The 20975-nt window shown below is 67.4% G+C and carries 14 protein-coding genes; 11 read left to right on the top strand and 3 right to left on the bottom strand.

Going from position 1 to position 20975, the window contains the following annotated elements:
- Nucleotides 1-19: 19 nt before the first annotated feature.
- The 5 genes from carB (at nucleotide 20) to HH110_RS07540 (ending at nucleotide 7285) form a co-directional block, all read left to right on the top strand.
- Nucleotides 20-3262, top strand: coding sequence for a carbamoyl-phosphate synthase large subunit (gene carB / locus HH110_RS07560; protein ID WP_176989084.1), 3243 nt, complete (start codon nucleotides 20-22; stop codon nucleotides 3260-3262).
- 8 nt (nucleotides 3263-3270) lie between these two features.
- Entirely contained in the window at nucleotides 3271-3735 is a 465-nt protein-coding gene (gene greA, locus HH110_RS07555) for a transcription elongation factor GreA (protein ID WP_026069738.1), read from the top strand.
- 5 nt (nucleotides 3736-3740) lie between these two features.
- Complete coding sequence (locus tag HH110_RS07550; protein WP_176989083.1) at nucleotides 3741-4661, top strand: phosphoglycerate mutase; 921 nt, start codon at nucleotides 3741-3743, stop codon at nucleotides 4659-4661.
- A gap of 277 nt (nucleotides 4662-4938) precedes the next feature.
- The gene (recJ, locus tag HH110_RS07545; RefSeq protein WP_241696441.1) at nucleotides 4939-6603 is read left to right on the top strand and encodes a single-stranded-DNA-specific exonuclease RecJ; all 1665 of its coding nucleotides are present in this window, start codon (nucleotides 4939-4941) and stop codon (nucleotides 6601-6603) included.
- Nucleotides 6596-7285, top strand: a complete 690-nt coding sequence (locus tag HH110_RS07540; protein WP_176989081.1) for a hypothetical protein — start codon at nucleotides 6596-6598, stop codon at nucleotides 7283-7285. The genes recJ and HH110_RS07540 overlap by 8 nt, the downstream gene beginning before the upstream one ends.
- Nucleotides 7286-7313: 28 nt before the next feature.
- Here HH110_RS07540 and HH110_RS07535 read toward each other — a convergent pair whose 3' ends face one another.
- Entirely contained in the window at nucleotides 7314-8363 is a 1050-nt protein-coding gene (locus HH110_RS07535) for a DUF1176 domain-containing protein (RefSeq protein ID WP_176989080.1), read from the bottom strand.
- Between the two features lie 148 nt (nucleotides 8364-8511).
- Here HH110_RS07535 and HH110_RS07530 point away from each other — a divergent pair, with 148 nt between their 5' ends.
- On the top strand, nucleotides 8512-11391 hold the full coding sequence (locus HH110_RS07530; protein WP_176989079.1) for a VIT domain-containing protein: 2880 nt from the start codon (nucleotides 8512-8514) through the stop codon (nucleotides 11389-11391).
- Nucleotides 11392-11395: 4 nt separating this feature from the next.
- Here HH110_RS07530 and HH110_RS07525 read toward each other — a convergent pair whose 3' ends face one another.
- On the bottom strand, nucleotides 11396-12622 hold the full coding sequence (locus HH110_RS07525) for an acyltransferase (protein WP_176989078.1): 1227 nt from the start codon (nucleotides 12620-12622) through the stop codon (nucleotides 11396-11398).
- 175 nt (nucleotides 12623-12797) lie between these two features.
- On the opposite strand from HH110_RS07525, the gene HH110_RS07520 reads away from it, so the two are divergent.
- Nucleotides 12798-13667, top strand: a complete 870-nt coding sequence (locus HH110_RS07520) for a LytTR family DNA-binding domain-containing protein (RefSeq protein ID WP_176989077.1) — start codon at nucleotides 12798-12800, stop codon at nucleotides 13665-13667.
- 50 nt (nucleotides 13668-13717) lie between these two features.
- On the opposite strand, the gene HH110_RS07515 is transcribed toward HH110_RS07520, so the two are convergent.
- Entirely contained in the window at nucleotides 13718-14467 is a 750-nt protein-coding gene (locus tag HH110_RS07515; RefSeq protein ID WP_176989076.1) for a M48 family metallopeptidase, read from the bottom strand.
- 205 nt (nucleotides 14468-14672) lie between these two features.
- On the opposite strand from HH110_RS07515, the gene prfB reads away from it, so the two are divergent.
- From prfB to HH110_RS07495, 4 genes are all read left to right on the top strand, one after another.
- Nucleotides 14673-15798 (top strand): peptide chain release factor 2 gene (gene prfB / locus HH110_RS07510; protein ID WP_121036696.1). Its coding sequence is split into 2 segments (ribosomal slippage): nucleotides 14673-14747 and nucleotides 14749-15798, totalling 1125 coding nucleotides; the frame shifts between segments, so codons are not numbered across the junction.
- Nucleotides 15799-15924: 126 nt separating this feature from the next.
- The gene (gene lysS / locus HH110_RS07505; protein ID WP_176989075.1) at nucleotides 15925-17442 is read left to right on the top strand and encodes a lysine--tRNA ligase; all 1518 of its coding nucleotides are present in this window, start codon (nucleotides 15925-15927) and stop codon (nucleotides 17440-17442) included.
- A 201-nt stretch (nucleotides 17443-17643) separates the two neighbouring features.
- Nucleotides 17644-18783, top strand: a complete 1140-nt coding sequence (locus HH110_RS07500) for a two-component system response regulator (protein ID WP_176989074.1) — start codon at nucleotides 17644-17646, stop codon at nucleotides 18781-18783.
- A 1-nt stretch (nucleotide 18784) separates the two neighbouring features.
- Nucleotides 18785-20959: an ATP-binding protein gene (locus HH110_RS07495; RefSeq protein ID WP_176989073.1), complete on the top strand. Its 2175-nt coding sequence runs from the start codon at nucleotides 18785-18787 to the stop codon at nucleotides 20957-20959.
- Nucleotides 20960-20975: the final 16 nt, after the last annotated feature.

The following is a 20975-nucleotide window of genomic DNA, read 5'->3' as shown; positions in this document are numbered from 1 at the left end:
TCCAGACTTAGAGAAGACAATGCCCAAGCGCACTGACCTTAAAACCATCCTCATCATCGGTGCCGGCCCGATCGTCATCGGCCAGGCCTGTGAGTTCGACTACTCCGGCGCGCAGGCCTGCAAGGCGCTGCGCGACGAGGGTTACCGCGTGGTGCTGGTCAACAGCAATCCGGCCACGATCATGACCGACCCGGAGATGGCCGACGCCGTCTACATCGAGCCGATCAACTGGCAGACGGTCGAGAAGATCATCGCCAAGGAAAAGCCCGATGCGCTGCTGCCGACCATGGGTGGCCAGACCGCGCTGAACTGCGCGCTGGACTTGGCCGACAACGGCGTGCTGGAGAAGTACAACGTTGAACTGATCGGCGCCAAGCGCGATGCCATCCGCATGGCCGAAGACCGCGAGCTGTTCCGCGTGGCCATGGGTGAGATCGGCCTGGAGTGCCCGTCCGCGGCGGTCGCGCACACGCTCGAAGAAGCGATCGATATCCAGACCCGCGTCGGCTACCCGACCATCATCCGCCCCAGCTTCACCCTGGGCGGCAGCGGTGGCGGCATCGCCTACAACCGCGAAGAGCTGGTCGATATCGTGACCCGCGGCCTGGAGCTGTCGCCGACCACCGAAGTGCTGGTGGAAGAGTCGGTGCTGGGCTGGAAGGAGTTCGAGATGGAGGTGGTGCGCGACACCGCCGACAACTGCATCATCGTCTGCTCGATCGAGAACCTGGACCCGATGGGCGTGCACACCGGTGACTCGATCACCGTGGCCCCGGCCCAGACCCTGACCGACAAGGAATACCAGCGCCTGCGCGATGCTTCCATCGCCGTGCTGCGCAAGATCGGCGTGGATACCGGCGGCTCGAACGTGCAGTTCGGCATCAGCCCGACCACCGGCCGCGTGGTCGTGATCGAAATGAACCCGCGCGTGTCGCGTTCCTCGGCGCTGGCCTCCAAGGCCACCGGCTTCCCGATCGCCAAGGTCGCGGCCAAGCTGGCCGTGGGTTACACCCTGGACGAATTGAAGAACGAAATCACCGGCGGCCTGACCCCGGCCTCGTTCGAGCCGTCCATCGATTACGTCGTCACCAAGATCCCGCGCTTCGCCTTCGAGAAGTTCCCGGCCGCCGACGCGCGCCTGACCACCCAGATGAAGTCGGTGGGCGAGGTGATGGCGATGGGCCGCACCTTCCAGGAGTCGCTGCAGAAGGCACTGCGTGGCCTGGAAACCGGCAAGATCGGCCTGGACCCGACCGGCCTGGACCTGTCCAACGAAGACGACATCACCACGATCAAGCGCGAGCTCAAGGCCCCGGGCCCGGAGCGCCTGTTCTTCGTGGGTGATGCATTCCGCGCCGGTTTCAGCGTGGAAGAGGTGTTCGCCCTGTCGCACATCGACCCGTGGTTCCTGGACCAGATCGAAGAGATCATCCAGGCCGAGGCCGGGGTGGCCGCCGATGGCATCGATGCGCTGGACGCCGTGCGCCTGCGCAAGCTCAAGCGCGCGGGTTTCTCCGATGCCCGCCTGGCCGAGCTGACCGGCACCAACGAAGCGGCCGTGCGTGCGCTGCGTCGTGCCCACAAGGTGCGCCCGGTGTACAAGCGCGTGGATTCCTGCGCGGCCGAGTTCGCCACCAGCACCGCGTACCTGTATTCGACCTACGAGGACGAGTGCGAAGCGGCGCCGAGCAACCGCGACAAGATCATGATCCTGGGCGGCGGTCCGAACCGCATCGGCCAGGGCATCGAGTTCGACTACTGCTGCGTGCACGCGGCACTGGCGCTGCGCGATGATGGCTTCGAAACCATCATGGTCAACTGCAACCCGGAAACCGTCTCGACCGATTACGACACCTCCGACCGCCTGTACTTCGAGCCGCTGACGCTGGAAGACGTGCTGGAGATCGTCGAGCTGGAACAGCCGAAGGGCGTGATCGTCCAGTACGGCGGCCAGACCCCGCTGAAGCTGGCGCGCGCGCTGGAAGCCAATGGCGTGCCGGTGATCGGCACCTCGCCGGACTCCATCGATCTGGCCGAAGACCGTGAGCGTTTCCAGCAGCTGGTCGACAAGCTCGGCCTGAAGCAGCCGCCGAACCGCATCGCCCGCAACGACCAGGAAGCCCTGCTGCTGGCCCGCGAGATCGGCTACCCGCTGGTGGTGCGCCCGAGCTACGTGCTGGGCGGCCGTGCGATGGAAATCGTCTACGGTGAATCCGATCTGGCCCGCTACGTCCGCGACGCGGTGAAGGTCTCCAACGATTCGCCGGTGCTGCTGGACCGCTTCCTCGACAACGCCGTGGAAGTGGACGTGGACATCATTGCCGACAAGGACGGCAACGTGCTGATCGGCGGCGTCATGGAGCACATCGAAGAAGCCGGCGTGCATTCGGGCGATTCGTCCTGCTCGCTGCCGCCGTACTCGCTGTCCGCCGAAACCCAGGCCGAGCTGCGTCGCCAGGTCGTCGAGCTGGCCAAGGCCCTGAACGTGGTCGGCCTGATGAACACCCAGTTCGCGATCCAGGCCGGCGAAAACGGCGAAGACATCGTCTACCTGCTGGAAGTGAACCCGCGTGCCTCGCGCACCGTGCCGTTCGTCTCCAAGGCCACCGGCATGCCGCTGGCCAAGATCGCCGCGCGCTGCATGGCCGGCAAGACCCTGGCCGAGCAGGGCGCGACCAAGGAAATCGTGCCGGGCTACTACTCGGTCAAGGAAGCGATCTTCCCGTTCGCCAAGTTCCAGGGCGTCGATCCGATCCTCGGGCCGGAGATGCGCTCCACCGGTGAGGTGATGGGCGTGGGCCGCAGCTTCAGCGCCGCCTTCGCGCGTGCGCAGGAAGCCGGCGGCATCAAGGCGCCGCCGCTGGGCAAGGCCTTCGTCTCGGTGCGTGATCCGGACAAGAAGCGCGTGCTGCCGGTGGCCAAGGCCCTGCTCGAGCGCGGCTACACCCTGGTTGCCACCCGTGGCACCGGCGCGTGGCTGCAGGAGCACGGCATGGACTGCGAGATCGTCAACAAGGTCGTCGAAGGTCGTCCGCACATCGTCGATTCGATCAAGAACGGCGAGATCGTCTACATCGTCAACACGACCGAAGGTCGCGCGGCGATCAACGACTCGTTCTCGATCCGTCGCGAAGCGCTGCAGCATCGCGTGACCTATTCGACCACCATCGCCGGCGCCATGGCGCTGGTGCAATCACTGGAATTCCGCGGGACCGGCCCGGTCTGGTCGCTGCAGGAACTGCACAAGGAGTTGAACGCATGAGAGCACCGATCACCCTGAAGGGCGCGCAGCGTCTGCGCGAAGAGCTTGACCACCTGAAGTCGGTCAAGCGCCCGAAGGTCATCGCGGCGATCGCCGAGGCCCGCGAGCACGGCGATCTCAAGGAGAACGCCGAGTACCACGCCGCGCGCGAGGAGCAGGGCTTCATCGAAGGCCGCATCAAGCAGCTGGAAGGCGAGCTTTCGCATGCCGAGATCATCGACATCACCAAGCTCAACGCCGGCAGCAAGGTGGTGTTCGGCGCCACCGTCGAGCTGTCGGACGTGGAAAGCGATGAAGAAAAGCGCTACCAGATCGTGGGTGACCTGGAAGCGGACATCAAGCTGGGCCTGATCGCGATCTCCTCGCCGCTGGCCCGTGCCTTGATCGGTAAGCTGGAGGGCGATGCGGTCACCATCGACGCCCCGGCCGGCCAGCGCGAGTACGAAATCGTCAGCGTCCAGTACCTGGACTGACGGCGATGGCCACGGCGACGTTGTTGCTCCCGGCGCGCAGCCGGTTTCCGGCGGCGCCGCTGCCCGATGACGTCGCCAAGGCGCTGGGGCGTGCGGAACGCCGCAGCGCCGAGGCGGGCGAGCGCGCCCAGTTGCGTCGGCATTTCCAGACGCAGCCGGACGCGTGGTCCGCCGCAGCCCTGACCCGCCAGCTGGATGTCGGCGATGCCGACGGAGCGGTGTGGCTGCGGGCCGATCCGGCCAATGTGGTGCCGGACATGCATGGCGCTCGCCTGATGGGGCACGGGGATACCCTGCGCCCGGATCTGGCCGATGTGATGCATCTGCTGCCGGCCTTGCAGCCGTTGTTTGCCGGCTACGGTTTCGTGCTGGATGCCCCGGTGCCGTCGCGGTGGTATCTGCGCCTGCCGCCCGGCACCACGCTGCCGTTATTCGCCGAGCCCGATGAAGTGCTCGGCGATGATCTGTTTGCCCATCTGCCCGAAGGCGATGCGGGCCGCCGCTGGCGTGCCCTGTTGACCGAAGCGCAGGTGGTGTTGCACCAGCACGCGTGGAACCAGCAGCGCGTGGCCGACGGCAAGCGGGCGATCAACTCGTTGTGGTTCTGGGGCGGCGGTGAGCTGCCCGAACGCGTGACCACCGCGCATGCCCAGGTCCGCAGCCGCGATGCGCTGCTGCAGGCGCTGGCCAAGGCGGCAGGCCTGCACGCCGATGGCGAGCAGACCGTGGATGCCTTGGTGGACCTGCGCCAGCTGCGTTCGCTGGAGCAGTTGGGCAATGAGGCGATCCGGCCGCTGCTGGCGGCGATCGCGCGCGGGGAATTGACGCGGCTGGTCCTGGATTTCGAAGACGGCACCCGCGTCGAGATCGACAAAGGCCAGCGTTGGCGGTTCTGGAAGAAGCCGGTGCAGCTGCACGACCTCTGAGTTCGTCGAAGGAGAGCCGGCCGGCGGCTGGCTCCAGCAAACAGGGTGCGCCATCCACGCATGGCGTGGATCTACCTCGTGCTGCTGGTATCCACGCATGGCGTGGATCTACGGTTGTCCTGCCGGTATACCGGGGTAGATCCACGCCATGCGTGGATGCATTCCCCGGGCAGTATCATGGACGCGCACGTCATCGATCGAGCCCGTTTTGACCCAGTCTGAAGCACCCCGTATCCAGCGCCGTCCTGCCGCCGCCGTCAGCGAGTGGCCGTCATCCATGTTGCCGTTGCTGCAGCGGTTGTACGCCGCGCGCGGGGTTACCGATGCCGCGCAGGCCCAGCCAAAGCTGGCCCAGCTGCATGCGCCGGATCTGCTGGGCAGCATGCAGGCCGCGGTAACGCTGCTGGCCGATGCGATCGCCAACAACGAACGCATCCTGATCGTCGGCGATTTCGACTGTGATGGCGCCACCGCCTGTGCGGTCGGCGTACGCGGCCTGCGCATGCTGGGCGCACGCGACGTGGTGCACGCGGTGCCCAACCGCATGCTGCACGGCTATGGGCTGTCGCCATCGCTGGTGGCCGAACTGGCCCCGCTCAATCCCGGCCTGCTGGTCACGGTCGATCACGGAATCGCCTGCCACGCCGGCGTCAACGCGGCCAAGGCACTGGGCTGGAAGGTACTGGTCACCGATCACCATCTGCCCGGCGAGCACCTGCCGCCTGCGGATGCGATCGTGGACCCCAACATCAGCGGCGATGCCTTCCCGAGCAAGGCGCTGGCCGGCGTCGGGGTGATCTTCTACGTGTTGATGGCGCTGCGCCGCCACCTGCGCGAGCAGGGCGCGTTTGCCGCGACGCCGGAGCCGGACCTGCTGACCCTGCTGGATCTGGTCGCGGTGGGTACGGTCGCCGATCTGGTCGCACTGGACGACAACAACCGCGCCCTGGTCTCGGCCGGCCTGCGCCGGCTGCGCAGCGGCAAAGGCTGCGTCGGGCTGCAGGCGCTGATCGAGGCCAGCGGGCGCGATCCGGCACGGCTGAGCGCCACCGACATCGGTTTCGCGCTCGGCCCACGCTTGAATGCCGCCGGCCGGCTGGAAGACATGGCGTTGGGCATCGAGCTGCTGCTCACCGAAGACCGCGCCCACGCGCGTGAGATCGCCACGACACTGGAGTCGATCAATACCGAGCGCCGCGCGGTCCAGCAGTTGATGACCGACGACGCGGAACTGGCGGTGTCCCGTGCGGTGCTGAGTGCCGAGGGTGTGCGCCCGGTCGCGGCCTGCCTGTTCGATGCCGAGTGGCATCCGGGCGTGGTCGGGCTGGTCGCCTCCAAGATGAAGGATCGCCTGCATCGCCCGGTGATCGCGTTCGCGCCGTCCGAGCCGGGCGGCGATTCGCTGCGTGGCTCGGCGCGCTCGATTCCCGGCTTCCACATCCGTGATGCGCTGGCCCTGGTCAACGCCGCGCACCCGGGCCTGATCGACAAGTTCGGTGGCCACGCCATGGCCGCGGGCCTGAGCCTGCCGCACGCGAAGCTGCCCGCGTTCGAGCAGGCCTTCGTGGATGTGGTCGAGCGCACGCTGGATCCGCTCTCGCTGCAGCAGCTGCTGCTCACCGACGGCGAGTTGCTGCCGCAGGAGCTGGATTTCGCCCATGCCGAGGCCCTGCGTCTGGCCGGGCCGTGGGGGCAGGGCTTCCCCGAGCCGCTGTTCGATGGTCACTTCCAGGTGGCGCGCTGGCAGGTGCTCAAAGAGAAGCACCTCAAGCTGAGCCTGCGCGTGCCGGGCCGCCCCGAGCCGGTCAGCGCGATCCACTTCAGCGGCTGGACCGGCAATGCGCCGGCCAACCACGTCCACATCGCCTATCGGCTGGTCAGTGATGACTACCGGGGAGGCGGCGCGATCCAGCTGATCATCGAGCACTGCGCGGATGCCTGACCTGCGCCGAAGCCTGTTGTTGTCGGCCAGCCTGCTGCTGTCCTCGTTCTCCTTTTCCGCAGACGCCCACATGCTCCCATCGCCCACCGAACGTTTCGACCTGCAGAGCCGCATCGTGCTGCAGGGTGACGAGACCGCCCGCACCGAACTCTCCGCCCGCGAGGGCTTCGAATTCCCGGACCTGGACGGCTCGCGGCAAAGCGTGGCGTGGCTGCTGCGGCAGGAACTGGCCGCCCGGGTCGAGAGTGGAGATGGCACAGCCAGCGGCCCGGTCACGGTCGACGACGCGGTTGCCGCGGTGATGGCGCGACTCAGCCGGACCCGCTGCGTGGCCACGGGCTACCAGCCTTCGGACGACCCGGACGATTACCGGGATGCCGACGATCAGACCGGCGCGCTGGCGTATACCTGCGCGCTGCCGGATCCCGAAGCGCTGCGTCCCGTGCATGCAGCGCTGCGCGCTGCGCAGGAGGGAACGGATCGCCAACAGGCCGCGCAACGCCTGCTGGCCGCCTACGTTGAACACCTCTCCAGCGCACCGGACAGGCCTGTGCACGCACATCACGCCGTCTTCTCGCGTCCCTGCACGGCGGACCAGGCCGTCGTGCAGAGCATGGCGATCATGCAGACGATCCTTCCCGCGCTGTTCCCGTTCGATGGCTGGGAAGACGACGACGGCTGAGGATCGCCGCGCGTGGCAGCGTAATGGTTTACTCCTGGACCTCGGTCACCAGCGTCGGCATTTCCCAGGCGCCACCGGCGGCCACCAGCCGGCACAGGCCGGTGCTGCTGTCAGCGGTCCTCACGAACGCCGTGCCGGTCCAGCCCCAGGTGGTGGAGTACCAGCAATCGCCGAGGCCACGGCCCTTGTGCGCCTCCTGGATGGTGCGTACGTCATCACCTACGGCTGCCGTGGTGACCAGCCGCGGCTGGTACGGCGCGCGGTCGTTGACCACCCAGTAACCATCACCGGTGTTGTACGCGGCGCGCCAGCAGCTCAGCGAGACCAGCAGTTTGTCCGCGCTGAGCCGCTGCACCGTCAGCGCTTCGGGTTCGCCATCCGGCGACAGGCTGCCGCTGGGTCCCAGCGCTTCGCAATCGTCGGCCGAGGTCACCGCTGCGAGGGCGGCGCGCAGCGCCGGTGATGCGGCCAGCGCCTCGTCTGACGGGCGGGTCGCCACCGGCTTGCCCAGCTGCACGACCGGCACCGGCAGTGCCGGCGGCACCGAGGATTCGGCGAGGGTGCCTTTGCGCATCAGGGCGCCCGGCGTGCCCAGGCGGCCCTGGAACGCATCCATCTTCAACAGCACGGCCGACGCCCCTTTATCGGACACCGTCCAGCGTGCGCCGTCGTCGCCGATCAGCTCGATCCGGCTGTTACGTGCCAGCGAAGCGAGCAGGGCCGCGAGCTGCTTCGCGGAAAAAGCGGCGGTGCCCTCGGCGGCATCGAACTGCATCGGGCCGAGCGAGGCGCCATTGATCTGCAGGCTGAGCCGCTGGGTGGAGGTGTTGTCGTCGTACTGGCCAAGCATCAGTTCGGCATGCACCGGCTGGTCCGGCCCGCCCGGGCGGGTCAGCAGGATCGAGACCGGGTCGCCACCATTCTCATCGGCCTGGTAACCGGCGGCGCGGCAGGTGCGGGTGTTGTCGCAGGCCAGCATCCAGTCGCGGTGGCCGAACGTCACGCCCTCAACGGGGGTGGCGGCGTAGCCGGGCAGGGCAAGCCCCATCAACAGCGGGGCGGTCAACAACAGGCGCATACGGCATCCTTGGTCCATCAATCCGTGGAGGGCGATCTTGGCCCAGCACGGATGAGGCGTCCATGACCGGAACAGGCGGTTGCCAGCGCTCAACCCCGTTGTTGATCGCCATGCGTTCAAGGAAGTGTCATCGGATCAGGAGCGTCACATGGGACTCGCACTGCGCAGTATCGGTCTGCTCGCTCTTCTGTACTGGCAGCTGCCCAGCGTCCACGCCCAGGCGCGGCGTTTCCCGCCGCCAAGGCCGCCCATCCTGCAGGTGGCGGGCGCCGAAGTGCCGGTGCGGCTGACCGAGGCGCGTATCGACAGCCGTGTCATGGCGGGACTGGGCGAAACCACGATCGAGATGACGTTCCACAATCCCAATGCCCGGGTGCTGGAAGGGCAGCTGGCGTTCCCACTGGCCGCGGGCCAACAGGTGGCCGGGTTCGCACTGGATATCGGTGGTGAGCTGCGCGACGCGGTGCCGGTCCCCAAGGCGCAGGGCCGCCAAGTGTTCGAGGCGATCGAGCGTCGCCAGGTCGATCCGGGGCTTCTGGAGCAGACCGCCGGCAATCAGTTCCGGCTGCGGCTCTATCCCATCCCGGCCCGCGGTGAGCGTCGCGTCCGTCTGGTGCTGCGCGACAGCCTGCCGACCGTACCGCAGGGCCTGCAGTGGTCACTGCCCGTGTTCTTCGCACGGCAGTCGGAGCAGGTGACGGTCCGGCTGGAGGCCAGCGGGACGGGCCAGCCGGTCGCCGTGGGCGTCAATCCCCTCGGGTTCACGTTGAAGTCCGGCGCCTATGCGGCGCAGTGGCAAGGGCGGGGCGCGGATCTGCCTGCACAGCTGCAGTGGAGCCTTCCGCTCGTTCGCAGCACTGACGTGGTCACTGGCCTGCATGAGGGGCAGCGCTATCTGCTGGCCAGCGTGCGGGTTCGCGCGTCCACCGCTGCGCGTGTCCTGCCTCGGCGCATCGGCCTGCTCTGGGATGCATCGGGCTCGGCCGGCACACGCAACGGCGCGGCTGAACGCGCTGTGCTGGATCGCTACTTCCAGGCCCTCGGCAGCGGCCAGGTCCAGTTGACCGTGCTGCGTGACCGCAGCGAAACGCCGCGGGAGTTCACCATCAACAAGGGCGACTGGTCAGCACTACGCGAGTACCTGCGGGCGCTGCCCAACGATGGCGCCAGCGCACTGGGCGACTGGACCCCCAACCCCGCCATCGGCGAGTACCTGCTGGTCAGCGATGGCCTGGCCAACTACGGCAGCCAGACGCTGCCCACGCTGTCGCGCGATCAACGCCTGTATGCGCTGAGCAGCGCCGGTGCGAAGACCGACACACCACGCCTGCGCGCCTGGACCAGCGCCCATCATGGCCAGCTGCTGCAGGTGAACAGCGAGGCGGAGGTGCCAGGCGTGATGCCGCTGCTGCTCCAGCAGCCGGTCGAGGTCGCCGAGGTGCGGGCGCGTGGCGTGGAGGACGTGAACGTGGATGCCTCCAGCGCAACGCAGGGGTGGATCCGCGTCACCGGCCGCGTCCTGCGTCCCGATGCGACGGTGCTGCTGTCTCTGCGCGGTGGCGGCAGCGATCCGCAGCCCATCACCGTCGACGTCGCGAACGCACGCGGGGTGGAAGGCAGCCTGGTCGCCCACGCGTGGGCGAATGCGCGGTTGGCCGCACTGGCGGCGGACCCGGCCGGGGCGCCGGCGGCCAAGGCGTTGTCGCAGCAGTTCGGTGTGGTCACCGCCGATACCTCGCTGCTGGTTCTTGAAACGTTGGAGGATTACCTGCGCTACGGCATCCGTCCGCCGGCCCCGTTGCGCGCGGCCTACGACCAGCGCCATGCGTTGACGGTGGCGGATGTGGCAAGCGAGCGGAAGCGCCGCCTGGATGGCATCGCCCGCCAGTTCGCCGAGCGCGAGCAGTGGTGGAATACCCGCTGGCCCAAGGATGCGCCACCGCGGCCCAAGCCTGAATCCCGATCCGTCGCCGCGCCGGTCGCCATGGCGATGGCCGCGCCACCGCCGGCACCGCCCGCACCGATGGCGCTGGACCGTGTCGAGCTGACTGCGTCGGCGGTTGCCGATGAGGCAGAGGCCACCCCCGAGCGCCGCGCTAAATCGGCACCCAAGGCCAACAGCGGCCAGATCACCCTGACGCTGGCGCCGTGGGCACCGGATTCGGCCTATGCACGCCGCCTGCGCGATGCCAAGCCGGCGCAACTGTATCCGCTGTACCTGCAGGAGCGCGAACAGCACGCAGGCAGCAGCGCCTTCTATCTGGACGTGGCCGATCTGCTGCTGGCCAGCGGACAGCGTGATCTCGCGCTGCGCGTGCTCTCCAACCTGGCCGAGATGGACCTGGAAAACCGCCACGTGCTGCGCGTGCTCGGTTATCGCCTGATGCAGGCCAAGGCGCCGGCACTGGCCGTGCCGGTGTTCCGCCAGGTGCTGGCGATGGGCGAGGAGGAGCCGCAGAGTTTCCGTGACCTGGGCCTGGCCCTGGAAGCAGCCGGGCAGTACCAGGCGGCGGTGGCATCGCTCTATGAGGTGGTGGTCCGGCCGTGGGACGGCCGCTTCGACGGCATCTCGCTGATCGCGCTGGATGAACTGACCCGGCTGATCACCCGCGAGCGCGTCGACACCTCGGCCATCGACCCGCGCCTGCGCCGTGCGATGCCGCTGGACCTGCGCGTGGTGCTGAGCTGGGACAGCGACAACAGCGACATGGACCTGTGGGTCACCGATCCCAATGGCGAGCGCGCGTACTACGGCAACCGGCTGACCTACCAGGGCGGGCAGATGTCACAGGACTTCACCGGCGGCTATGGCCCGGAGCAGTTCTCGTTGCGTGATGCCAAGCCGGGCACCTACAGGATCGAAGCGAACTACTTCGGGAGCCGCGAGCAATTGGTTACTGGCGCGACCACGTTGATGCTGCGCCTGAGCACCAAGTGGGGCAGCCGCGACCAGCGCGACCAGCAGGTCACGCTGCGGTTGAAGGACCGGGCGGAGACGGTGCTGGTCGGGGAGTTCGAGGTGAAGTAGCTGCTCAGCTCGTTTCCGGTGATCCCGCCGCTGCGCCACCGGCGGCGGGACGGATCGACGGCAATCGCTGCCGGCGCAGTCCGAACAGCGGGCGCAGCCAACCAACGCGCCGGATCAGCCCTTCGTGCAGCAGCAGACAACCTGCCACCGTCCCGGCCACGACCAGCAGCGGCTCCCGCCACGGCCCCAGGTGCAGCGGTTTGAGCCAGAACAGCAGCGCGATGATCAGGCTCTGGTGCAGGATGTACCAAGGATACACCGCCTCGGTGCAGTACGGCAGCCAGCGGAACGGGCGATCCAGATACACCTTGGCCCAGCCGAGCAGGGTCAGCAGCACGGCCCACAGGTACAGCGACTGGCTGGCCATCACCTGCAGCGTCCAGACGCTCTCCGGCCATTGCCGCAGCAGCGAATCGGCCGGCAACACCCGCCCCAGGAGGCGGATGCCGAAGTACCAGCCCGCCGCGATGACCGCCACCCACAACGTGATCCGGCGCAGTTCGACCACGCGTGCCCAGAACGGGGTGGCGCGGGCCAGCAGGTAGCCGGCCAGAAATACCGTGCCGTACTTGGCGTGCTGATACCAATCGCCGAACAGCAGGTTGGTCGAGGGAAACCGGGGATCGAGCCAGGCCACCCAGCCGAAGGAGAGCAGCGTGGGCAGCCCGATCAGGATCGGCGCCGGTGCCCGGGCATAGCGCTCCACCGCGCGGCGCACCGCAGGGGTATCCAGTACCGGCATCAGCAGCGCGAGCACCAGTGTGTAGACCCACAGGTAGGCCAGGTACCACAGGTGGTTCCAGGTGATGCGCAGTTGCCAGCCGGCAAACGTGTCCTGCGGCCATGCCGGCATCTGCCAGTAGCGCAGCAGGAAGGCGCCGAAGCCGGGCTCGATCTGTCCGTTGGTCAGTGCCTCGGCGTAGGGCTGGATCGGCACCACGACGAACATTCCGAACAGCAGCGGCAGCAGCAACCGCCACGTGCGCAGCATGGCAAAGCGGGCGATGCGCTTCTCAGGCCGCATCAGGGCGATGGCGATCCCGGAGAGCAGGAACAGCAACGGCATCCGCCAGCGGTTCACCAGCAGCATCGGCCACTGCAGCCACTCCGTGGTGTAGTCGCTCTTGAGATGAAAGCCCCAGCCATCCACGTAGGCCATGGCGGTGTGATAGAGGATGAGCAGGGCGAAGGCGAGCACGCGCAGGGCGTCGATGTCGTGGCGGCGTGGCATGGACGGGGCAGGCAGGAAAGGAGGCTGCACGGTGCGCAGTCGCCGCGCGGTCCGCCATGGCGGAGGGGCCTGCCGCCGGGGACAAGTGACGAATGGCGGTCGCCAAGGGACGGGTGGGGCGCACTACCATGGCGGGATGAGTCAGGCTGACGACCCTTTGCGAATGGACGATTCAATGGCGAACGGACGTGCCGCGCGGTGGCGGCCGGGTGCGCGGATGCTGGTGTGGTCGGTGATCCTGCTGACCACCGCGGTGGCCAATGCGCTGGTGGAAGTGATGGATGCGGGTCGCCGTGGCGAGGACCTGGGCCTGTGGCAGCCGATGATCTGGGAGCTGAGCAGCGTCACGATGATCCTGCTGACGCTGCCGGTCCTGTGGTGGGGCTGCCAGCGCTGGCCGCTGCACGCCGATACCTGGAAGCGGCGGCTGCCGCTGTACCTGCTGGCCAGCGTGGCGTGGTCGCTGGTGCATGTCACCGGGATGATGGGGCTGCGCCATCTCGCCTATGCCGCGCTCGGCTACCACTACCAGGACGATGCCAGCTGGCCGTTGCGCCTGATGTACGAGTACCTCAAGGATGTCCGTGCGTTCTTCACCTTCGTGGCGATCGAGCACTTCTTCAGCTGGTTCGGGCGGCGCCGGCAGGGCGAGGCGCATCTGCTGGCCGCGCCGGACGATGCTCCGCCGGTGGACGCCGTGGAGCGTCCGGAGCGGTTCCTGGTGCGCAAGCTGGGACGGGACTTCCTGGTGGCGACCGGCGACATCGAATACGCCCAGGCGGCCGGCAACTACGTCAACCTGCGGGTGCGCGGGCACGATTACCCGCTGCGCAGCACCATGGCGGCGCTGGAAGAACGATTGGATCCAGCGTTGTTCGTGCGCGCCCATCGCAGTTGGCTGGTGAACGTGCGGCACCTGGTCTCGATCGAGCCGCTGGACGGGGGCGAGGCCCTGCTGTACATGGACGATGGAGGCCGGGTGCCGTGCAGTCGCCGGCAGCTTCCCTCGTTCCGGCAGGCGCTGGCCGTGCAGGCACCGGCCTGACCCTGCCGGGCTGACCGGCACCCTGGCGGAGCAGGGTGCCGGCAGGGAACTCAGCGCTTGCTGTCTTTCTTGATCATCGCGTCGATGCGCCCGGCGCGGGCTTCCGAGCCCGGGTGCGAGGACATCAGGCCGCCATCGCTGGACAGCTTGCGGAACATGCTGGCCAGTGCGGCGGGATCGTACTGGTGGCGCTTCATGAAGCGGTAGCCGTACTCGTCGGCGGCGCTTTCTTCCTTCTGCGAGAACTGCGCGTTGACGAAGCCTTCGGCCAAGGCGCCGAGCTGGCCCTGGGTCAGGGTGGCGACGTTGGCATTGCCCGAGGCGGCCAGCGTGTCGCGACCGGCCGAGGCCAGCAGCGCGGTGCGCATCTTGGTCTTGGAGTGGCCCAGCTTCACGTGGCCGATCTCGTGGCCGATCACGCCGCGCACTTCGTCGTCCGAGGCCATGTCCATCAGGCCGGAGTACACGCGCACGCAGCCGTTGGCCATGGCCCAGGCGTTGACGTCTTCGGTCAGGTAGACCTTGAAGCTCAGGCTCATGCCGTCTTCATTGGCCAGGCCCTGGGTGATCTTGGCCAGGCGCTGGGCGTACGGACTGTTGGCGGGGGCGACCTTGTTCTGCTGGTCCATGTAGACGCAGGCTTCGTCGGCGGCCTTGGCCACGTCCTGGTCGGACAGGGTGAGCGCCTGGCCGGCTTTGAGGCCGGTGCTGGTCAGCTGCTTGAGGTCGAGGGCCGAGGCGGTGGTGGAAGCGGTCAGGCAGGCGAGAGCCAGCAGCAGGGCGGAGGATGACGTCCTCATCGGGGTGGTGCTCCATGTAGTGCGTTGGGGGAACCGCAGGGCAGGGGGCCGCGCGGCGGGGCGGAAGTCTACCGCCTGGCCGGCCGCCCGTGTTCAGTGATGTCGTTTTCCCCCACCCCCACGCGGCACCCAGCGCCCCGGCCACCGCCGGAAAGCCCCGGATAGGCTATGATGGACAGTCTTTTCGCACGCATTAATCGCCGACATGATCGAGCTCAATCCTGTCCGCCAGCGCATCACCGATCTCACCGATCGCGTGCTCTCGCTCAGGGGGTATCTTTGACTACGACGCCAAGAAAGAGCGTCTGGAAGAAGTAACCCGGGAACTGGAAAACCCGGATATCTGGAACAACGCCGAGTACGCCCAGAACCTTGGCCGCGAACGCGCCAATCTGGAGAAGACCGTTGGCGGCATCGCCACGATCCTCGACGGCCTGGCCGAGTCGGGTGAACTGCTGGAACTGGCCGAAAGCGAACAGGACGAAGAAACCGCCCTGGCCGTTGTCAGCGACCTGGACAAGTACCAGAAGCACGTCGAACAGCTGGAATTCCAGCGCATGTTCTCCGGGCAGATGGATACCGCGGCTGCCTTCGTCGACATCCAGGCGGGCGCCGGCGGTACCGAAGCCCAGGACTGGGCCGAAATCCTGCTGCGCATGTACCTGCGCTGGTGCGAATCGCGCGGCTGGAAGACCGAGCTGATGGAAGTCTCCGGCGGCGACGTCGCGGGCATCAAGTCGGCCACGCTGCGCGTGGAAGGCGATTACGCGTATGGCTGGCTGAAGACCGAAACCGGCGTGCACCGCCTGGTGCGCAAGTCGCCGTTCGATTCGGACAACCGCCGCCACACCAGCTTCACCTCGGTGTTCGTGTCGCCGGAAGTCGATGACAACATCGAAATCGACATCAACCCGGCCGACCTGCGCACCGACGTGTACCGCTCCTCCGGCGCGGGTGGCCAGCACGTCAACAAGACCGAATCGGCGGTGCGTATCACGCACATCCCGACCAACACGGTCGTGGCCTGCCAGACCGGCCGCAGCCAGCACCAGAACCGCGACAACGCGATGAAGATGCTGGCCGCCAAGCTGTACGAGCTGGAAATCCAGAAGCGCAACGCCGAGCGCGACGCGGTGGAAGCCACCAAGTCCGACATCGGCTGGGGCAGCCAGATCCGCAACTACGTGCTCGACCAGAGCCGTATCAAGGACCTGCGCACCGGCATCGAACGCTCCGATACGCAGAAGGTGCTGGACGGCGATCTCGACGAATTCGTCGAAGCCAGCCTGAAGTCCGGCCTGGCCGTGGGTGCCAAACGCACCGACGCCTGACCGTCGGGGCCGCCACGCGCGGCCCCGATCCGTTGTGCCCGGGCCGCGCCCGGTTTCGCAATCCGCCCCGACCATCGGCATGATGGCGGGGACCGTACCTCCCCCCGACATACATAGACCCACGCCATGAACGATCAGACCGCCGCGCCGCAGCCCCCCGTCGACGAGAACAGCCTCATCGCCGAGCGCCGCGCGAAACTGACCGCCCTGCGCGGGCAGGGCATCGCTTACCCGAACGATTTCCGCCGCGAGCACTTCGCCGGCACCCTGCAGGCCGAGTTCGCCGACGCCGAACAGTGGACCGCCGAAGCGCTGGAAGCCAGTGACCGCCAGGTCAAAATGGCCGGCCGCCTGATGGCCAAGCGCGTGATGGGCAAGGCCAGCTTCGCCCAGATCCAGGACGAGTCCGGCCGCATCCAGCTGTTCCTGCAGGGCAGCACCCTGGGCGATGCCTATACCGCCTTCAAGGGCTGGGACGTGGGCGACATCATCGCCGTCGAGGGCGGGCTGACCCGGACCAAGACCGGCGAGCTGTCGGTCAAGGCCACCAGCCTGCGCCTGCTGACCAAGTCGCTGCGCCCGCTGCCGGACAAGTGGCACGGCCTGGCCGACGTGGAGCAGCGCTATCGCCAGCGGTATGTCGACCTGATCGTGACCCCGGAGTCGCGCGAGGTGTTCATCAAGCGCTCGCGGATCATCCGCGCCATGCGCGCCTGGCTGGACAACCGCGACTTCCTGGAAGTCGAAACGCCGATGATGCATTACATCCCCGGCGGCGCCACGGCCAAGCCGTTCACCACCCACCACAACGCGCTGGACCTGGACCTGTACCTGCGCGTGGCCCCGGAGCTGTACCTCAAGCGCCTGGTCGTGGGTGGGCTGGAGCGCGTGTACGAGATCAACCGCAACTTCCGCAATGAAGGCGTCAGCACCCGCCACAACCCGGAATTCACCATGATGGAGCTGTACGAGGCCTACGCCACGTACACCGAAGTGATGGACCTGACCGAAGGCGTGATCCGTGACGTGGCCAGCAAGGTGCTGGGCACCACCACGGTGGAGTGGGATGGCGCCACCATCGACCTGGCCCCGGCCTTCCGCCGCTGGCGCATGGACGAGGCCGTGCGCCACCACAACCCGGAGATCAGCGCGGCCGACTGCACCGACCGCGATGCGCTGGTCGCCCATTGCGAGCGCCTGAAGATCCGCATCAAGCCGTCCTACGGCTGGGGCAAGCTGCTGCTGGAGATCTTCGAGGCCACCGTCGAGCACACCCTGATCCAGCCGACCTTCATCACCGACCACCCGGTGGAAGTCTCGCCGCTGGCCCGTGCGAACGATGACCAGCCGGGCTATACCGACCGCTTCGAGCTGTTCATCAACGGCAAGGAGCTGGCCAACGGGTTCTCCGAGCTGAACGACCCGGAAGACCAGGCGGCCCGGTTCCAGGCCCAGGTCACGGCGAAGGAAGGCGGCGACGACGAGGCCATGCACTACGACGCTGATTACATCCGCGCGCTGGAATACGGCATGGCCCCGACCGGCGGCCTGGGCATCGGCATCGACCGTCTGGTGATGCTGCTGACCGGCAGCAGCTCGATCCGTGACGTGCTGCTGTTCCCGTATATGCGTCCCGAAAACTGAGACCTGCGTCCGGGCGTGCTTGGGGCACGTCCGGATGGGGGTTCCGCTCCCGTGGCCGCGCGAGTATGGTTTCTGCGTGGCCTTAACAGGCGCTATGGCGTGATGGCCACAGACCATGACGGGTCGCAGGGGGATGCCCACATCGGCATCACACTGTGACGACGATCATGAACTGGGGTGTTCATGACGGGAGGCGGACCCATGCAAGGTGCCAGTGTGCTGAGCGGCGGAGTATCCTCTCCGCAGCATGTTCCAGTGTGGTCAAGGAAGAAGGCAGAAGCAGCCTTGAATATTGTCATCGTTGACGACCAGACGTCCGCGCGTACCATGCTGCGCCATGTCATCGAGGACATCGCGCCGGAACTGTCCGTGCACGACTTCGGCGATCCGCTGACGGCGCTGGCCTGGTGCGAGTCGCACGCCGTGGATCTGCTGCTGCTGGATTACCGCATGCCGGAGATGGACGGCTTGGAGTTCGCCCGCCGGTTCCGTCGCCTGCCCAAGCACCGCGACATCCCCGTGATCCTGATCACCGTGGTCGGCGACGAGCCGGTCCGCCAGGCCGCGCTGGAGGCCGGGGTGATCGATTTCCTGGTCAAGCCGATCCGCCCGCGCGAACTGCGCGCGCGCTGCTACAACCTGTTGCAGCTGCGCCAGCAGTCGGAGAACGTCAAACAGCGTGCGCTGTCGCTGGAGCAGCGGCTGCTGGCCAGCATGCACGAGGTCGAGGAACGCGAGCGCGAGACGCTGTCGCGGCTGGCGCGGGCGATCGAGTTCCGTGATGCCGGCACCAGCGCCTACCTCGAGCGCATGGCGCATGTCGCCGGCCTGATCGCCGAGCAGCTCGGGCTGCCGGAGGAGGAGGTCAAGCTGATCGAGATGGCCGCGCCCCTGCATGACATGGGCAAGATCGCCATTCCCGACGCCGTGCTGCTCAAGCAGGGCAAGTTGAACGACGAGGAGCAGGCGATCATGCGCCGGCACCCGCGGATCGGCTATGAACTGCTGAGCGGCAGCCAGAACCGTTTCATCCAGGTCGGTGCGCTGATCGCGCTGCGCCATCACGAGCGTTACGACGGCAGCGGCTACCCCGATGGCCTGGTCGGCGATGCCATTCCGCTGGAAGCGCGGATCGTGGCAGTGGCCGACGTGTTCGATGCCCTGATCTCACCCCGTCCGTACAAGGAAGCATGGACCATGGAAGCCACGCTGGCTTATCTGTACGCCCAGCGTGGTCGGTTGTTTGATCCGCGCTGCGTCGATGCCCTGCTGCGCGGCCGCCTCCAGCTTGACGAGATCTGCGCACAGCACTCCACTGCGTCATCCCGCCCGGGGATGTGATATGCGTCGTCTGTACCCGCGCCTGAAGCAACGTCTGGCGCAGCGCCCGGACACCGAGCACGGCCAGGCGATCGTGCGCATCGTGCTGATCACCCTGATCCTGCTGTATGTCCTGATGCCAGGGCCGCGCCACGATCTGCCGCCGGAGCAGTACCACGGCGTGCTGGCAATCGTGCTGACCGGCCTGACGCTGTCGCTGGGCCTGTTCGGCTGGCTGCTGTGGCGGCCGGGGCGCTCGGATCCGCGCCGCGTGGCCGGCATGCTCGCCGACTACGGTCTCATTGCCGCCGGCATGGTGCAGATGGGCGAGCCGCTGGCCTGGGTCTACATCGTGGTGATGTGGGTGACCGTCGGCAACGGCATGCGCTACGGCAACAACTATCTGTACGTGGCCGTGGCGATGGCCATGGTCAGCTTCGGCAGCACCGCGCTGCTCACACCGTACTGGGAGCAGAATGCCCGGCTGGCGTTCGGCCTGTGGCTGGGCCTGGCGGCGGTGCCGCTGTATTTCTCCACGCTGCTGCGCCAGTTGACCCGGACCATGGCCGAGGCGCGCCGCGCGAACGAGGCCAAGAGCCGCTTCCTGGCCAACATGAGCCATGAGTTCCGCACCCCCCTCAACGGGTTGTCGGGCATGACCGAACTGCTGGCCACCACCAAGCTCGATGAAGAGCAGCGCGAGTGCGTCAACACCATCCAGGCCTCTTCACGCAGCCTGTTGGCGTTGGTTGAAGAAGTGCTCGACATCTCCGCGATCGAAGCCGGCAAGCTGCGCGTCAACGCCGAGGATTTTGCGCTGGCCGATGTGATCCAGGCGATCGGGCTGATCCTGCTGCCGCAGGCCAAGGCCAAGCGGTTGGACTACCGGGTCAAGGTCGCCGATACCGTGCCGCCCTTGTTGCGCGGCGATCTCGGTCACCTGCGCCAGATACTGCTCAACATCGCCGGCAACGCGGTCAAATTCACCGACCACGGCCGGGTCGAGATCCGCGTCGCGGTGCTGCATGCCGAATCCAACGGCGGGGTGCGGCTGCGCTTCGACATCCTCGATACCGGTATCGGCGTCGCGCCGGAGATGCGCCCGCGACTGTTCGAGGCATTTGAGCAGGCCGACGTCAGCATGGCGCGCCGCCACGAAGGCACCGGCCTGGGCACCACGATCGCCAAGGGCCTGGTCGAGGCGATGGGGGGCGACATCGGCTACGAAGAGAATCCGCCGCAGGGCAGCCATTTCTGGTTCGAGCTGCCGTTCGCGCCGCCGCGCGTGCCGCTGGGCACGGTCACCCCGGCCCTGGTCGGCGACGGGCTGCCGGACCGCAACGGCAATGTCATCGCCTTCGCCGATCCATTCCTGCGTCATCGCGCGCGCGTGCGCAGCATGCACATCCTGGTCGCCGATGATCACGAGGCCAACCGGATGGTGCTGCAGCGGCTGCTGCAGAAGGCCGGCCACAAGGTGCTGTGCGTCAACGGCGGCGAAGCGGTGCTGGATGCGATGGCCGAGAGCGATTTCGATGCGGCGATCGTCGATCTGCACATGCCCGGCATGAGCGGCCTGGACATGCTCAAGGAGCTGCGCGTGATGCAGGCCGGCGGTGGTCCGCGCACGCCGGTGCTGGTGCTCAGCGCCGATGTCACCCCCGAAGCGATCCAGCGCTGCACCCAGGCTGGTGCGCACACCTTCCTGGCCAAGCCCGTGGTCGCGGTGCGGCTGCTGGACGTGCTGGCCGACATCGCCTCCAATGGCCAGCTCAAGGCCAGTGCGCCGATCGTGCGCACGGCCACCGTACTCGATGGCGTGCTGGATCCGGGCGTGCTCGACGAGCTGGCCTCGCTCGGCATGGGCGATGGCTTCGAACGCGAGTTCATCCGCCAATGCCTGGCCGATGCCGAGCAGTGCGTCGGCGTGGCACTGGCCGATGGCGAGCGCAGCGACTGGGTGCATTTCCGTGAGCAGGCGCATGCGATCAAGGGCGTGGCCAGCAATCTCGGCCTGGTCCGCGTCGCCAATCGTGCCGGCGACCTGATGCGCATGGCCGACTGGCAGCTCAAGAGCGAATGGCGGCAGCGCGTGACCCTGCTGCAGGCGGGGATCAAGGAAGGCCGGCAGGCACTCGACGCGCGTGCGCAGCGCCGGACCCAGGGCCAGGCGGACGACGGCGGCGACATGCGCTGAAAAAAAGCCCGGCGGC

It is taken from the genome of Stenotrophomonas sp. SAM-B (genome assembly GCF_013387485.1).
GTDB classification, from domain to species: domain Bacteria; phylum Pseudomonadota; class Gammaproteobacteria; order Xanthomonadales; family Xanthomonadaceae; genus Stenotrophomonas; species Stenotrophomonas maltophilia_AA.
The sequence above is the reverse complement of the archived record's forward strand: the minus strand, read 5'-3'. Positions and strand labels throughout refer to the sequence as shown.

What these genes read in the sequence shown, in the direction of transcription:
- lysS (WP_176989075.1), top strand. Translation starts at nt 15,925, where the DNA reads ATGAACGATCAGACCGCCGCGCCGCAGCCCCCCGTCGACGAGAACAGC.
- carB (WP_176989084.1), top strand. Translation starts at nt 20, where the DNA reads ATGCCCAAGCGCACTGACCTTAAAACCATCCTCATCATCGGTGCCGGC.
- HH110_RS07495 (WP_176989073.1), top strand. Translation starts at nt 18,785, where the DNA reads ATGCGTCGTCTGTACCCGCGCCTGAAGCAACGTCTGGCGCAGCGCCCG.
- HH110_RS07525 (WP_176989078.1), bottom strand. Translation starts at nt 12,622, where the DNA reads ATGCCACGCCGCCACGACATCGACGCCCTGCGCGTGCTCGCCTTCGCC.
- HH110_RS07520 (WP_176989077.1), top strand. Translation starts at nt 12,798, where the DNA reads ATGGCGAACGGACGTGCCGCGCGGTGGCGGCCGGGTGCGCGGATGCTG.
- HH110_RS07550 (WP_176989083.1), top strand. Translation starts at nt 3,741, where the DNA reads ATGGCCACGGCGACGTTGTTGCTCCCGGCGCGCAGCCGGTTTCCGGCG.
- HH110_RS07530 (WP_176989079.1), top strand. Translation starts at nt 8,512, where the DNA reads ATGGGACTCGCACTGCGCAGTATCGGTCTGCTCGCTCTTCTGTACTGG.
- HH110_RS07540 (WP_176989081.1), top strand. Translation starts at nt 6,596, where the DNA reads ATGCCTGACCTGCGCCGAAGCCTGTTGTTGTCGGCCAGCCTGCTGCTG.
- HH110_RS07500 (WP_176989074.1), top strand. Translation starts at nt 17,644, where the DNA reads ATGCAAGGTGCCAGTGTGCTGAGCGGCGGAGTATCCTCTCCGCAGCAT.
- HH110_RS07515 (WP_176989076.1), bottom strand. Translation starts at nt 14,467, where the DNA reads ATGAGGACGTCATCCTCCGCCCTGCTGCTGGCTCTCGCCTGCCTGACC.
- recJ (WP_241696441.1), top strand. Translation starts at nt 4,939, where the DNA reads ATGTTGCCGTTGCTGCAGCGGTTGTACGCCGCGCGCGGGGTTACCGAT.
- HH110_RS07535 (WP_176989080.1), bottom strand. Translation starts at nt 8,363, where the DNA reads ATGCGCCTGTTGTTGACCGCCCCGCTGTTGATGGGGCTTGCCCTGCCC.